At 73.3% G+C, this 14103-nt stretch carries 13 protein-coding genes and 1 pseudogene; 6 read left to right on the top strand and 8 right to left on the bottom strand.

The genetic code is table 11. The features are described from left to right. Positions 1–33: 33 nt before the first annotated feature. Together ACFWVP_RS21040 and ACFWVP_RS21035 are read right to left on the bottom strand one after the other, a co-directional pair. Positions 34–1254: a saccharopine dehydrogenase family protein gene (locus ACFWVP_RS21040; protein WP_384498659.1), complete on the bottom strand. Its 1221-nt coding sequence runs from the start codon at positions 1252–1254 to the stop codon at positions 34–36. A gap of 386 nt (positions 1255–1640) precedes the next feature. Next, positions 1641–2318: a uracil-DNA glycosylase gene (locus ACFWVP_RS21035; RefSeq protein ID WP_384498658.1), complete on the bottom strand. Its 678-nt coding sequence runs from the start codon at positions 2316–2318 to the stop codon at positions 1641–1643. Positions 2319–2499: 181 nt separating this feature from the next. Between ACFWVP_RS21035 and ACFWVP_RS21030 the strand changes: the two genes are divergently transcribed. Both ACFWVP_RS21030 and ACFWVP_RS21025 read left to right on the top strand, forming a co-directional pair. Next, positions 2500–3525 (top strand): N-acetylglucosamine kinase, encoded by a 1026-nt coding sequence (locus ACFWVP_RS21030; RefSeq protein WP_384498656.1) that lies wholly within the window; start codon positions 2500–2502, stop codon positions 3523–3525. Positions 3526–3663: 138 nt separating this feature from the next. Beyond that, on the top strand, positions 3664–4587 hold the full coding sequence (locus tag ACFWVP_RS21025; RefSeq protein ID WP_384498654.1) for a sirohydrochlorin chelatase: 924 nt from the start codon (positions 3664–3666) through the stop codon (positions 4585–4587). 190 nt (positions 4588–4777) lie between these two features. On the opposite strand, the gene ACFWVP_RS21020 is transcribed toward ACFWVP_RS21025, so the two are convergent. Together ACFWVP_RS21020 and ACFWVP_RS21015 are read right to left on the bottom strand one after the other, a co-directional pair. Next, positions 4778–5854 (bottom strand): lactonase family protein, encoded by a 1077-nt coding sequence (locus ACFWVP_RS21020; RefSeq protein ID WP_384498652.1) that lies wholly within the window; start codon positions 5852–5854, stop codon positions 4778–4780. Positions 5855–5953: 99 nt separating this feature from the next. After that, a complete protein-coding gene (locus ACFWVP_RS21015; protein ID WP_384498829.1) occupies positions 5954–7465 on the bottom strand; it encodes an FUSC family protein in 1512 nt (503 codons plus the stop codon). A 325-nt stretch (positions 7466–7790) separates the two neighbouring features. On the opposite strand from ACFWVP_RS21015, the gene ACFWVP_RS21010 reads away from it, so the two are divergent. From ACFWVP_RS21010 to ACFWVP_RS21000, 3 genes are all read left to right on the top strand, one after another. Then, a complete protein-coding gene (locus ACFWVP_RS21010) occupies positions 7791–8273 on the top strand; it encodes an Lrp/AsnC family transcriptional regulator (protein ID WP_384498650.1) in 483 nt (160 codons plus the stop codon). A gap of 24 nt (positions 8274–8297) precedes the next feature. Beyond that, entirely contained in the window at positions 8298–9014 is a 717-nt protein-coding gene (locus ACFWVP_RS21005) for an HAD family hydrolase (protein WP_384498649.1), read from the top strand. A 239-nt stretch (positions 9015–9253) separates the two neighbouring features. Then, on the top strand, positions 9254–10444 hold the full coding sequence (locus ACFWVP_RS21000) for a serine/threonine-protein kinase (protein ID WP_384498828.1): 1191 nt from the start codon (positions 9254–9256) through the stop codon (positions 10442–10444). A 10-nt stretch (positions 10445–10454) separates the two neighbouring features. Here ACFWVP_RS21000 and ACFWVP_RS20995 read toward each other — a convergent pair whose 3' ends face one another. Continuing rightward, entirely contained in the window at positions 10455–11447 is a 993-nt protein-coding gene (locus ACFWVP_RS20995; RefSeq protein WP_384498648.1) for an aldo/keto reductase, read from the bottom strand. 240 nt (positions 11448–11687) lie between these two features. Here ACFWVP_RS20995 and ACFWVP_RS20990 point away from each other — a divergent pair, with 240 nt between their 5' ends. Further along, on the top strand, positions 11688–12293 hold the full coding sequence (locus ACFWVP_RS20990; protein ID WP_384498647.1) for a DNA polymerase ligase N-terminal domain-containing protein: 606 nt from the start codon (positions 11688–11690) through the stop codon (positions 12291–12293). Between the two features lie 128 nt (positions 12294–12421). On the opposite strand, the gene ACFWVP_RS20985 is transcribed toward ACFWVP_RS20990, so the two are convergent. The 3 genes and pseudogenes from ACFWVP_RS20985 to ACFWVP_RS20975 form a co-directional block, all read right to left on the bottom strand. Then, positions 12422–12868, bottom strand: coding sequence for a hypothetical protein (locus ACFWVP_RS20985; RefSeq protein WP_384498645.1), 447 nt, complete (start codon positions 12866–12868; stop codon positions 12422–12424). 102 nt (positions 12869–12970) lie between these two features. Beyond that, the gene (locus ACFWVP_RS20980; protein WP_384498644.1) at positions 12971–13687 is read right to left on the bottom strand and encodes a class F sortase; all 717 of its coding nucleotides are present in this window, start codon (positions 13685–13687) and stop codon (positions 12971–12973) included. Between the two features lie 123 nt (positions 13688–13810). Beyond that, positions 13811–14103, bottom strand: a pseudogene (locus ACFWVP_RS20975) (hypothetical protein); the annotation flags it as partial.

The raw sequence follows: 14103 nt of genomic DNA, 5'->3' as shown, positions 1-14103 counted from the left end.
CGACGCGTCATCCGGCGGACCGCCGGGGTCGCCTCACTGCTCGCGCATCCCCCAGGGCGCGCCGTACTCGGTGAGCAGATCGAGGAACGGCCGCGGCGGCATGGCCTCCGGTCCGAGCACCCCGCTGCCGCCCCAGACACCTCCGGCGAGCAGTTCGAGAGCGGCGACGGGGTTGATCGCGGTCTGCCAGACGACGGCCTGGGAGCCGTACTCGCGCATCGACCACTGGTTGTCGACCACGTGGTAGAGGTAGATCTCCCTGGGGCGGCCGTCCTTGACGCCCTTCACCCAGGTGCCCGCGCAGGTCCTGCCGCGCATCCTCTCACCGAGCCCCGCCGGGTCGGGCAGACAGGCGGCCACCATGTCGCGGGGCGAGACCGCTGCGACGCCCAGGTCGCTCCGCACGGGGACGGGGTCCGTGCGGTCGAGGCCGAGCTTGTGGAGTGTCCGCAGCACCGCGATGAACTCGTCGCCCAGGCCGTACTTGAACGTGACCCGGCGGGCCTTCAGCCACCGCGGCACGAGGAGGACCTCCTCGTGTTCGACGTTGACGCACTCCACGGGCCCGATGCCCTCGGGGAAGTCGAAGACCTCCGGTTCGCTGAAGGGGGCCGTGGTGAACCAGCCCCGCCCCTCCTCGTACACCACCGGTGGGTTGAGGCACTCCTCGATGGTCGTCCAGATGCTGAAGGAGGGCGCGAAGTCGTAACCCTCCACCGTCAGGTCGGCGCCGTCGCGGATCCCGATCTCCTCGATCTCGTCGAAGAGCTCGTCGGCGGCGTATCGGGCGAACACGTCCGAGAGCCCGGGTTCCACCCCCATCCCGACCAGTGCGAGACGGCCCGCGGCCTCCCATTCACAGGCCCGTTCGAACTGCGCGTCCCCGAGCTTGACCCCGCATTCCTCGTACGGGCGGGTCGGATGCGGCCGGGACAGCGACATGGCCATGTCGAGGTAGTGCGCGCCGTGCGCGAGAGCCGCCTCGAACAGGGGCAGCACGAAGCGGGGGTCGGTGGCGTTGAGCAGGACGTCGCAGCGGTGTTCGTCGAGGGCGGCGCGCACCGCCGCCCGGTCCCCGGCGTCCAGCCGGACGGCACTGAACCGGTCCCTCCGCTCCCCGAGGGCCGCGACGGCGGCTTCCGCCCGTCCACGGTCGTGGTCGGCGACCGTCATGTGCGAGAGGAAGGGCCGGCGGGCCGCGATCCTGGTGATCGCCGTGCCCACACCCCCCGCTCCGACCAGGAGGACACGCATGGAACCCGCTCCTTCGCCGTGCTGCCGCGGCCCGGGGTACAGCCTGCCGGCCCGGTGGAGTGGGGACCGTAACAGCACGGGGGCCGGGAGGCGCGCAACCCTCCGGGCGGGGTCACACGACCGGAGGAGGCGTACGCCTGCGGGGGCCCTGGCCCGGACCATGATTCGGCCCCGTCGGCGGGGGGATGCCGACGGGGCCGAGGGGGCTCACGCAGGTGGGGGTGACCTGCGGGAGCTCGGGTCACAGGGTCTCGTGCCCGGGAATCGAGGGGATATGCGTGATAACCGGTCCGAAGCCGCATCCGTCGTCGGCGGCAGAACGACGCCGGACCTCGAAGGCCACCCACACCGGGCCCCTGCGCATGGCCCCGCGGGCCTGTCGGCGTCTACGGCAGACGCCAGTCCACCGGTTGTTCGCCCGCGCGCACCAGGAAGTCGTTGGTGCGGCTGAAGGGCTTCGATCCGAAGAATCCGCGGTCCGCCGACATGGGCGAGGGATGGGCGGACTCGACCGCGGGCAGGTCGCCGAGCAGCGGGCGTACGTCGCGCGCGTCGCGCCCCCACAGCACGGATACCAGCGGCTTGCCCCGGGCGGCGAGCGCGCGGATGGCCTGCTCGGTCACCTCTTCCCAGCCCTTGCCGCGGTGGGCGGCGGGCTTGCCCGGGGCGGTGGTCAGCGCCCGGTTGAGCAGGAGGACCCCCTGCTTCGTCCACGGCGTCAGGTCTCCGTTGGAGGGCCTCGGAAGATCGAGATCGCTGTGCAGCTCACGGAAGATGTTCTCCAGGCTGCCGGGCAGCCGCCGCACGTCGGGCGCCACCGCGAAGCTCAGGCCGATGGCCATACCCGGTGTGGGGTAAGGGTCCTGACCGACGATCAGGACCCGTACGTCGTCGAACGGCTGCTGAAAAGCACGCAGGACGTGTTGCCCCGCGGGCAGATAGGTACGGCCGGCCGCGATCTCGGCGCGGAGGAAGTCCCCCATCGCCGCGACGCGTCCGGCCACGGGGGCAAGTGCCTCGGCCCAGCCGGGCTCAACTAGTTCACTCAACGGTCGTGCTGCCACAGCCCGTCACTCTACCGGCCCACACGGACCCGGTCGATCATGAGGGTCCCGCCGGGGCCCTGGCCGGGGGTAGGGTGCCGGTCGTCGCCACAGCCCCTTTCCCTCCGGAGCGGTTCATGAGGTCACGCAGGAAGACGTCCGGCAGCGGGCCGCGTCCGGGGCGTGCTCCCGGAATCACCCCGTGCCCCTCCCCCGGGCGGCCCTCGTGACCACCGCGGCGCGGGGCGCGTTCGTCCTCGGGGTGGACTCGGGCGGTTCCGGGCTGCGGGTGGCGCTCGGCCCGGCCGACGGGCGGCAGCCGGTGTCCACAGCGGTCTGCGCGGAACCGGTGCGTACGGGGGTGGAGGGCATCGACGCCGGGCATCTGCTGGAGCAGCTGATCCCGGTGGCCCGGCGGTTGCTGGCGGAGGCCGGGCCGGGCACCGCGATCACCGCAGCGGTGGTCGGGGCCGCGGGAATGGCGACGCTCGGCGAACAGCTGCGTGCCCGGCTGCCCGCCGCGCTCGCGGACGCGCTGGGCGTACGCCAGGTGGCACTGGCGGCCGACGCCGTGACCGCGTACGCCGGAGCGCTCGGGCAGCGGCCCGGGGCGGTCGTCGCCGGCGGCACCGGCATGATCGCGCTCGGCACCGACCTCACGACGTGGCGCAGGGCCGACGGCTGGGGCCATCTGCTGGGCGACAGCGGCGGCGGCGCCTGGATCGGCCGTGCCGGGCTCGACGCGGCGATGCGTGCCCACGACGGCCGGCGCGGAGGTTCCGACGCGCTGCTGGCCCGGCTCCGGGCGGTCTTCGGGCCCGCCCCGGGTCTTCCCGGCCTGCTCTACCCGCGTACGGACCGTCCCGCGCTCCTCGCCTCGTTCGCCCCCGAGGTCGCCGCCTGCGCCGCCGTCGACGAGGTCGCGGCGGAGATCCTGCGGGAGGCCGCCGCCCACATCGCCGAAGCGGCGGCGGCGGTGTGCCCCCGGCCTGCGGAACCCGGCGGGGAATTGTGCGAAGTCGCCCTGACCGGTGGCCTCTTCAGGATGGGTGACCCGCTTCTCGGGCCGCTCGGTGAGGAACTGGCGTGGCAGATTCCCCACGCGCGCGTCGTCCCGGCGGCAGGTGATCCGCTGCGGGGCTCACTGGAGATCGCCGGCGCGCTCGCCCGGTCGGAGCTGCGCCTGCCGGCCCACCCGACACTCCTGTTCGTACCAGGCGTAACGTAGAGAATTCGAGCGGACAACCGGCCGGACAGAGCAGGGCAGTCCACTGGTATGCCGCTCAACAGACATAAACGGACAGATAACGCCCGACCGCCCCCTCCCCGAACGGAGGGGCACCCAAAACCAGTAGCATGCGGCGCCATGAGCACCCCCACTGGGCCCGCTTCCGGCCTGCCTGTACGAATGCCGCGACCTCGCCAGTCCGGACGGCACCGCCGCCCGGAGCCCGTGGTCGCACCTGAGGGCGCTGCCGCGCTCGTTCTCGCCGTTCCCGGTATTCCCTCCTCGGCCACGCGCGGCCTGGCCGAGGAAGTGATCAGCATCGCCCGTTCCGAGCTTCCCGGTCTGAACGCGCGGATCGGCTACCTCGACGGTGACGACGCCGAGTACCCGACGCTCGCCTCGGTACTCGCCCATGCCGCCGTCGAGCGCACCGCGCGCTACGACCAGGCCACGGCCGCGGGCCGCGAGGTCCCCGCGCCCGGGGGGCCGTCCGCAGTCGTGGTGCCGCTGCTCGCGGGGCCGGACAGCGCCAACATCCGGCGCATACGGCAGGCCGTGATGGACAGCGGTACGCAGGCCGACCTGACCGATGTGCTCGGTCCGCACCCGCTGCTCGCCGAGGCGCTGCACGTACGTCTCTCGGAGGCCGGGCTGGCGCGCGCCGACCGCGCCAGGCTGTTCACCGTGGCGACCGCTGCCGACGGCATCGTGCTGGCCACGGTGGGCGGCGAGGAGGCCGTGCGGGCCGCCGGGATCACCGGGATGCTGCTGGCCGCGCGCCTCGCCGTGCCGGTGATTGCCGCCGCCCTGGACGTGGAGGGTTCGGTCGCCGCGGTCGCCGAGCAGCTGCAGGGCTCCGGTTCCGCGCAGCTCGCGCTCGCGCCGTACCTGGTGGGTCCGGAGATCGACGCCGGGCTGCTGGACGCCGCCGCGAAGGAGGCGGGCTGTGCGACCGCCGAGCCGCTCGGCGCGTACCCCGCGATCGGCAAGCTGGTGCTCTCGCTGTACGCGACGACGCTCGGGATCACCCCGGCGACGCCGCAGGGGGCCCAGGTGCACTGAGCCGTGCCCGGACCTCGCCCGGTCGGGCGGCTGCGGTCCGCGAGCCGGAGCCCTGCCGGAACAGGCGGCACGGACCGGCTCCCCGGTCCGTGCCGCCTGATGTCTGTTCCCCGGTCCGTACCGCCGGTGCCCCGCGGGTCCCGGGACGACGCCCGCCGGCGCCCATGCCCCGGGGACCGCGAGCGGGCCGTCAGACGAAGACCACGCAGGAGGCCGCGGGGGCCTCGACGGAGCCCGCGTGGGCCGGAATTCCCGTCTCCGCGTCGACGGCGAACCAGCTGACGTCGCCGCTGTGCTCGTTGGCGACGTACAGCCACCGGCCCGTGGGGTCCAGGGTGAGGTCGCGGGGCCAGCGCCCGCCGCAGCCCACGGCCGCGGCCAGGACCGGCTTCTCGGCCGTGTCGTCGAGGGTGAGCACGGAGATGCTGTCGTGTCCGCGATTGGCGGTCCACAGGAACCGTCCGTCGTGGGAGACCGCCAGCTCGGACGGGTAGGTGCGCGCCCCGTCCCCCGCGTCCGCGCCGTCGGGCAGCACCGGCACCTCGCCCACCGGGTCGAGGGAGCCGTCGGCCGCGTTCCAGCGGCACACCGTGACGGTCGGTTCCAGCTCGTTCAGAACGTAGACGTGTCCCCCGGACGGGTGAAAGGCCAGATGACGTGGACCGGTGCCCGGGCGCAGGGCCGTCTCCGCGTGGAGCCGTAGCGTCCCGGTGCCCTCGTCGAGGGCGCAGACGCGTACGGAGTCGGTGCCGAGGTCCACGCTCAGCACCCACTTCCCCGAGGGGTCGGCGAGCACCTGGTGCGCGTGCGGCGACGCCTGGCGGCCCGAGTCGGGGCCGCTTCCCTCGTGCCTCAGCACGGAGGCCACCGGGCCGAGCCCGCCGTCGTCCCGCACGGGCAGCGCGGTGACGCCGCCCGAGCCGTAGTTGGCGGTGAGCAGGTGTCCGGCGGCCAGGGCCAGGTGGGTCGGGCTGTCCCCGGCCACGGCCCGCACCTCGCCGATCAGGCGTGGCGGGCCGTCGTCGACGGCGAGTGCGGCGGCACCCCCCTCTGGGGTCTCGCTGACCGCGTACAGCACGGTGGCGCCCGTCCCGGGGGCGGTGCCGACCGCGAGGAAGGACGGGTCCGGGACGGCGGCCGTGTCCGCGAGGACGGCCAGCGCCCCGGTGTCCGCGTCGACGGCGACGGCGGTGATCCCCCGTCCTCCCGCCGAGGTGAACGACCCTATGAATGCCCGTCGGGCCCGCCCGGCACTGCTGCTGCTCATCCCGCTACCCCTCTTCACGTCTGCCGCGATCTTCCCGGCCGACGGTAGCAGGCAGCCTTCTCTGGTCCAGACCAATATGGCGGTGTGTGGGCGGTCGGCTCAGGCACCGATCAGCGGGGCGCGCGGGGAACTGTGCAGCGGCGCGGCGAGCTCGGCGAGTGCCCTCTCCAGGCTGTGCAGATGGGCGAGTGCGGGTTCGACGACACCGGCGGGCGGCAGGACCCCTGCGACGACGGACGGTTCGCGGCGCTTGCGCACCGGTGTCGTGAGCGCCTCCACCGAGGCTTCGACGCGCCAGCAGGCGGCGGCCAGCCGGGCGTCGTGGGACGCCTCGGGGTCAGCCGCGACGGATGCCAGGCCCCGCACCTCACGCGCGCACACGTCGAGAAGCACGAGCACCTGCCCGGCCCGTGCCTTACGGGCGCGCAGCGGGCTCAGCGGATGGACGAGGGGGCCGAGCGACAGCCGCACCCGCCCGAGGAGCGCCTCCAGCTCGGCGACGCCCGGGGCCGGGTCGGCGGTCGGCGAGCCCGCGAGCCGCGCGGCGGCCTCCGCCGTGCAGGCGTGCACGCAGCGCAGGGCGCGCTGGATCCAGGCGTCGGTGGTGGCGTGTGTGGTGACCGGCAGTACGAGGAGCACCGCCACCGTCGCGCCGAGCGCCCCGACGCCGGTCTCCACGACGCGCAGTGCGAGCAGCGCGGGGTCCAGCACGCCGAGCAGCCCGTAGAGCGCCCCGGCCATGACCGTCACCGAGAACATCATCCAGGTGTACGAGACCGCGGCGGCGTAGAAGATTCCGAAGACACCGGCCGCCACCAGGACGGCGGTGGGCGCGGCGGCCCCGTGCAGCGGCACGACGGCGACCAGGCCGACGGGTACGCCGATCAGCGTGCCCAGCACCCGGCGGAATCCGCGCACCAGCGTCTCGCCCCGCGACGTGGTGTTCACGAACACCCACCAGGTGGCGCCCACCGCCCAGTACCAGCGTTCCTCGGAGAGAAGCTGGCCCGCCAGGAGCGCGAGGGTTCCGCCCACGGTCGCCTGGACCGCCTGGCGCGTGGTCGCGCGGGCGAACCCGCGGCCGGCCACGGGGGCGAGCACGGTGGCGGCGGGCATCCGCCGCTCGTAGCACCACAGGCCGAAGCGGACGGCCGAGGAGGCCAGCAGGGAGAGCCCGACGGCCGAGTACAGCTCGGGCAGCTGCCCGGGGAGTGTGTGGAGGAACTGGGTGATGAAGAAGGCCATGAAGGCGAACACGCCGAGCGAGTGTCCGCGCGGCCCCCAGCGCCGGGCGTAGACGCCCGCGCCCATGACCGCGAGGAACGCCACGTCGCGCGCCACCGGATGGGCGTGCAGCCCCGCCGCGAGGGCGAGCACCGGCAGCCCCGCCACGGGCAGCAGCGCGGTGGTGACCAGCTGCCCGCGCACGGTGGTGTCGGTCACCGTGAACAGGGCCAGCAGCGCCGCGAGGCCGCCGGTGACGGCCGCGACGAGCGAGAGCCCGGCGAAGCCGCAGGCGGTGACCGCCAGCCCGATGCCGAGAACGGCCCGAAGGGCGCCGCGCAGCCGGAGCCTCCCCGGATCCGGCGCGACGAACATCCTCTTCAGCACCACATGGTCCCCCTTCCGCACCCCGGCCCCTGCGTACCGGCATGAAAAAGGCGCCACGGGGATCCGCAGCGCCATCGACAGGTCCATCAGAGCATCCCGGAACCCCGTGGCTCAAATCGATGCGAATCAACTGGACCATTGGTGCATCGAATGACCGTTTCACTGCACCAGGAGTAGGCCATCGGACCCGTCGACGGAGAGAGCCGTGCGAGGGGGTCGGCGGCCGCTGCGCCGCTTCGGGGCCGATGGCGCCCGTGGCCGGTCCCGGGCTGTGCCATGGGTACAGTCGGCCGACCGATCACCGAGCCGGAAGGAACAGCCGGACATGGCCGTGGACGCCCTCGACACCCGCATCCTGCGCCTGCTCATCGAGCAGCCGCGCACCAGTGTCCGCGAGTACGCGCGCATCCTGGGCGTGGCGCGCGGCACCCTCCAGGCCCGTCTGGACCGCCTCGAACGGGACGGCGTGATCACCGGCACGGGCCCGGCCGTGTCCCCCGCGGCCCTCGGTCACCCGGTGCTCGCATTCGTGCACCTGGAGGTCACCCAGGGGCATCTGGACGAGGTGGGGGACGCCCTCGCGGCCGTCCCGGAGATCATCGAGGCGTTCTCGACGACCGGGGGCGGGGACCTCCTGACCCGGGTCGTGGCCCGCGACAACGGGCATCTGGAGGACGTGATCCAGCAGCTGATCCAGCTCCCCGGCGTGGTCAGGACACGGACCGAGGTCGCCCTGCGCGAGCGGGTGGCGCACCGGGTACTGCCGCTGGTCGCAGCGGTGGGGCGGACGGCGGGCGGCACCGGCTGACCCCCGTCCGGCATCCTGGGCCGTATGAGTCCCCTGCCCGTCCCGGCCCCGTGTGTCCTCCTCGATCTCGACGGCACCCTCGTCGACAGCGAGCCGAACTACTACGAGGCGGGACGCCGGCTCCTCGCCCGGTACGGCGTGGCTGACTTCGACTGGGACGACCACGCCCGCTTCATCGGGATCGGCACCCGCGAGACCCTCACCGTCCTGCGGGAGGAGTACGGGATCGAGGCACCGGTCGACGAACTGCTGGCCGGAAAGAACGCCCTGTACCTGGAGCTTGCCGGTACTTGCACGAAGGTCTTCCCGGAGATGCGCCTCCTCGTGGAGCGGCTGCACGAGGAGGGTGTCCCGATGGCGGTGGCCTCGGGCTCCTCCCGGGCGGCGATCGAGGCCACCCTCGCGGTCACCGGACTGGACGAGTACCTCCCGCTGTACGTGTCGGCCGAGGAGGTGCCGCACGGGAAGCCGGAGCCCGATGTGTTCCTGGAGGCCGCCCGGCGGCTCGGCGCCGAACCGGCGGCCTGCCTGGTGCTGGAGGACGCCGCCCCGGGCGTCCGGGCGGCGCACGCGGCCGGGATGCGCTGTATCGCGATCCCGTACGCCACGGGCGCCACGGGCGCCACGGGTTCCGAAAAGCGCGCGCACGAGGCGGTGTTCGGGCAGGCGGAGCTGCTCTTCCCCGGCGGACAGGCCGAGTTCGAGGCCGCTGCCGTGCTGGAGTGGCTCGCCGAGGGTTGAGTGCGGGCCGACCGGGCAGTCGGATTGGCCTGATTCAGCGGGACGGCGGCCGGCCGGGCTCGCGGAGGTCCGGCGGACGGATATCCTGATCATGCCGCGCGCCTACGCACCGTACCGAGCCGATCAGCCGGATGAGGTCACCGCCGCGGCAGTCGGAGCGGGCCACAGTTCGAGATTGGTGTGCACAGGTGCTGGTAGCTGGACGGTACCGGTTGATATCCCCCATCGGCCGTGGCGGCATGGGTGAGGTGTGGCGCGCCACGGACGAAGTGCTGGGCCGGGCAGTGGCGGTGAAGCTGCTGCTGGGGGACCAGGCCGACGCCTCGTCGACTGCGAGGTTCCGCCTGGAGGCGCAGACCGCGGCGCGTTTGAGTCACCCTCATCTGGTGGCCGTGTTCGACTTCGGCTCGTGGGAGGACCGCTTCTTCCTGGTGATGGAGCTGGTGGAGGGCCAGAGCCTCGGGGATCTGCTGGCGGCTCAGGAGAAGGTGCATCCCGAGCAGGTGGCCCTGATCGCCGGCCAGGCGGCCGCCGGTCTGGCGGCGGCACACCGGCAGGGCATCGTGCACCGTGACATCAAGCCCGGAAACCTGATGCTGGATGCCGAAGGGTCCGTGAAGATCGGGGACTTCGGCATCGCCCAGTTCGTCGACGACCCCTCGACGGCGCTGACCACGGCGGGACACATCGTCGGCACGAGCCTGTATCTGGCTCCGGAGCGGGCGTTGGGCCGCACGGCCGACTCCGCGTCGGACATGTACTCCCTCGGCTGCGTCGTCTACCAGCTCCTGGTCGGCCAGCCGCCGTTCCGCTCGGACACGGCGACCGCCACGCTCTACCAGCACGTGGACACTCCCCCGGTGCCGGTGAGACAGCGGGGGGTCGAAGTCTCCCCCGCCTTCGATTCGTATCTGATGGGTCTGCTCGCGAAGAAGCCGGAGGACCGGCCGAGCGCGCAGCAGGTCTCCGACTGGTTCCGCACCGATGCCTGGCGCGGGCGTGCGGAACCGCTGCCGCGCCACGTTCCCGCCGGCCCGGTGACCGCCGTTCCGGCCGCGCGCCCACCGTCCGCCGCCGGGGCACCGACCGCCGGGGGCGTTTCGACGTACCGGCTCCCGCAGGCCACCGGGCGCAGACGGGCCGCTCCGGCGCCCCGGGCCGCGCGGTCGGCGGCCACCCGCCGGATGAGGACGAGTGAGGCGATCCGCCGTCGGCCCCGGGTGGCGAGCGCCGTCGCCGGTGCGGTCGCGTTCGTGGCGGCGGTGTATCTGGGTACGGTCCTGTTCGCGCCGGACTCCGGTGCGGCGGACACCCCGGACCCGGACACCACCCCGACGGCCGTGGTCGAATCGCCCGGGTCCGAGGGTCCCGCCGACCCTGCCGGGGACGCTCCCCCGCAGGACGGCGACAGCGACGACGAGGACGACTGAGTCCCGCCGGTCACCAGCGTGTGTGGACCTCCGCGCGGATGCGGCGGTCGTACAGGTCGTGCACCGCGTCCAGCGTCTTGTGCGGCAGCGCCGGGAGTGCGGCGGCCGCCGCGTTGGCCCGGGCCTGTTCCACGGACCGCGCGCCGGGGATGACGCTCGTGACACCCGGCTGCTGGATGATCCAGCGCAGCGCGGTCTGTGCCGGGGTGGCGCCCTCGGGGACGAAGCCTGCGAACTCCGCGGCGGCGGCCACGCCGGTCGCGTAGTCGACGCCGGAGAAGGTCTCGCCCTGGTCGAACGCCTCGCCGTGGCGGTTGTACGTGCGGTGGTCCTCGGGGGCGAAGACGGTGTCCGCGGTGTACTTCCCGGACAGCAGCCCGGAGGCGAGCGGAACCCGCGCGATGATGCCCACCCCTGCCGCCTCGGCCGCCGGGAGGACCTCGTCCAGCGGCTTCAGCCGGAACGGGTTGAGGATGATCTGGACACTGGCGACACCGGGCCTGGCGATGGCCGTGAGCGCCTCCGCACACGTCTCGACGCTCACCGCGTAGGCGGCGATCCGCTGTTCGGCGACAAGCGTGTCCAGGGCGTCGTAGACCGCGTCCGAGGAGTAGACGCTCGTCGGCGGGCAGTGCAACTGGACGAGGTCGAGCGTGTCGACGCCGAGGTTGGCGCGCGAGCGGTCGTTCCACGCGCGGAAGTTGTCCAGGACGTAGTTCTCGGGGACTTGGTCGGCGCGCCTGCCCATCTTGGTGGCGACGAGGATGTCCGCGTCCGGCCGGTCCTTGAGATAACGGCCGATGAGCTGTTCGCTGCGGCCGTCCCCGTAGACGTCCGCGGTGTCGAAGAAGGTGACTCCCGATTCCACTGCGGCGTCCAGGACGCCGAAGGCGTCGGCCTCCCGCACCTCGCCCCAGTCCCCGCCCAGCTGCCAAGTGCCCTGTCCCACGACCGATACGTCACGGCCGGTCCTGCCTAGTGTCCGCTGCTCCATACGGATCATGCTACGTCGGTACGCGGGACCGGCACGGACAGCGGGAGTGCCCGTCCGCCGGTCGTGCGGCACGTGGTCGCGCCGGTCGGGCGCCGAGGCCGACGCGGTACTCCACCGGCACAGGGTCCGTGCCGCGCACGACGGCGGCCACGCGGTGGGGGTCGCGAGGCCGCCGTCGTGCGCGGCACGGCCGGCGGCGGCACAGTGGAGGTACGGGTTCGGACCGTGCGGGTCCCACCGGGACGGCCGATGGGTGGACAGGGTCCGGCCGCATCCCGGCGGAAGGAGTCAGCCGTGAACAGCGACGGCGGACGGCGTTTCGTGGTGCAGATCCATGACGCCCGGCGGATGCACTTCGACTTCCGGCTGGAGGTCGACGGCGTACTCAGGTCCTGGGCCGTGCCTCGCGGCCCCTCGGACAATCCGCGTGACAAGCGGCTGGCCGTGCCGACCGAGGACCATCCGCTGGAGTACCGCGAGTTCGAAGGCGTCATCCCGCGGGACGAACAGGGCAGCGGCACCGTCATCGTCTGGGACCAGGGGACCTACCGGCCGCTCAGCCACGACCCCGGGGGCGCGCCCGTCCCCTTCGCCGCGTCCCTGGAGCGCGGGCACGCGACCTTCTGGCTCGACGGGGCGAAGCTGCACGGCGAATTCACCCTCACCCGCTTCCAGGTGGGCGACGGGGGCGACTCGCGGGCGCCCGAGGCGTGGCTGCTGATCAAGGCCAACGACCGGCAGGCCGTCCACGACAGGCCGGGAAGCCCGGATCCCTACCACGCGCGCTCGGCCCGCACCGGCCGGACCCTGCACCAGGTCGCCACGGCGGAGGGACATGGCCTGCGCACCGGCTGAACCGTACGCGGCGACGGCCCCTGCCCTGCCCCGGTCCCGGGAGACCGGCGGTCGCCCGGCTTCGGGAGACCGCCGGTCTCCCGGCTTCAGAGACCCGCGTGCGTCCGGCGACTCCGGCCGCGAGCCGCTCACGCAGCCGGGTCAGCCGCTCGGTCTCCGCGTCGAGCACGGCCAGCCGCCGTGCCGCGACGCCGTCGCCCTCCACGCTTCCTTCGCCGAACCCCGAGCACTCCGGGAGGTCCAGGCGCCAGGGCGCCCTGGGACAGGTAGGCGACGGGGTCGGGCAGTTCCCCGTCGAACGAGGTGCATCCGGCGGCGGGGACCAACGCGTACTCACGCCGGCCGAGGTGGTGCGACACCTGTGCGCCGACCGGTGGTCCGCCGGGGCCCGGAGCGGCCACGACCTCAGCGACGGCCGCACCGAACAGGGGGCCACCGGGGCTCACACCGGGGAAGGGCGCACCCTCCGCTCCCCCGCCGATGACCGTACGCAAGGCGGGGAAAGCCCGGAAGTGCGTGTTGCGCACCAGCACCTCGCCGGGCCCCGGCCGCGGCAGGGTCGGGCGAACGGTCATGCGGGGCTCCCCGTCTGCGTACCGTGCCGCCGGCCGGCCGGTCGGCGGCACGCAGACGCTCAACCCTCACCTTCGCGTCAAGGTCAAGCCCACTGGCGCCCGTCACGAGTTCCTGGCGCCCACCAGGTGGGCGAACACCACCACGTTGTCCTTGTAGTCCTTCTCCTTCTTGTCGAACTCGCCGCCGCAGGTGATCAGCCGCAGCTGGGCCGTGCCGTTGTCGGCGTACACCCGGTCGTTCGGGAAGTCCGCCTTGCTGAAGGTCTCGACCGAATCCACCTGGAAGACGGTGTCGATGCCGTCCTCCCGCGTAATGCTCACCTTGTTGCCCGCCTTGAGCGTGCTCAGCAGCAGGAACACGGCCGGGCCCGTCTTGGTGTCGACGTGACCGGCGACGACGGAGGTGCCGCGCTCGCCGGGGGTGGCCCCGTCCTTGAACCAGCCGGCCAGATTCATGTCGTTCGCGGGCGGCGCGTCCAGCCGGCCCGACGGGCCGATGGCAAGCGGTGTGAAGGGGGCGTCGACCGCGATCTTCTTGATCCTGATCCGCTCGGGTTCGGACCGGGGCAGTCCGTGGCCGACGGCGGGCGCGGAAGCCGACGGCTCGGGCGTGGGCGACGGTGAGGGCAGCGCCGGAGCGGTGACGGCGGGGGCGGGGGCGGAAGCCACGGCGGCGACGGGCGGCGGGACCCCCGCGGAGGCGTCGATCGAGTTGTAGACGAGGAGGAAGCCGAGTCCCACCGCGGCGGCGGGCCACAGCAGGGAGCGGCCGAGGGCAGGGGAGGCGGGGTCTGAGTCGGACGGCTGCTGGGCGGCCATGCGCGTGCTTCCTTTCGCGTGAGGGAAGAGGCTGAGGTGCGAGGACCGGGAAAAAAATCGGCGCGGCCACCGCCCGGGGAGGGCGGCGGCCACGACAGATTTCGTTCAGTGGTGTGGGCCCTGTCAGACGGCCGCGGCACCCGAGGCGTTGCGGCGGCGCATCTTGTACGCGGCGGCACCGAGGCCGCCGAGCATCAGCACCGAGCCGGCGGCCAGACCGCTGCCGGACAGGGCCATCGCGCCACCACCGGTGTGCACTCCGCCCTCAGGCTTCTTGTGCTCCCAGGAACCCGACTTCTCGCTCTCGCCCGTCGTGTGGCCGGACTCGGACTCCTTGTCCTTCTGCCAGTCGTCCGCCGTGATGCCGGCCAGCGCACCACCACCGGTGTGCACACCGCCCTCGGGCTTCTCGTGCT

Source organism: Streptomyces sp. NPDC058637, assembly GCF_042717325.1.
In the GTDB taxonomy this organism is placed as follows: domain Bacteria; phylum Actinomycetota; class Actinomycetes; order Streptomycetales; family Streptomycetaceae; genus Streptomyces.
This window is presented reverse-complemented; position numbering and strand designations above follow the sequence as displayed.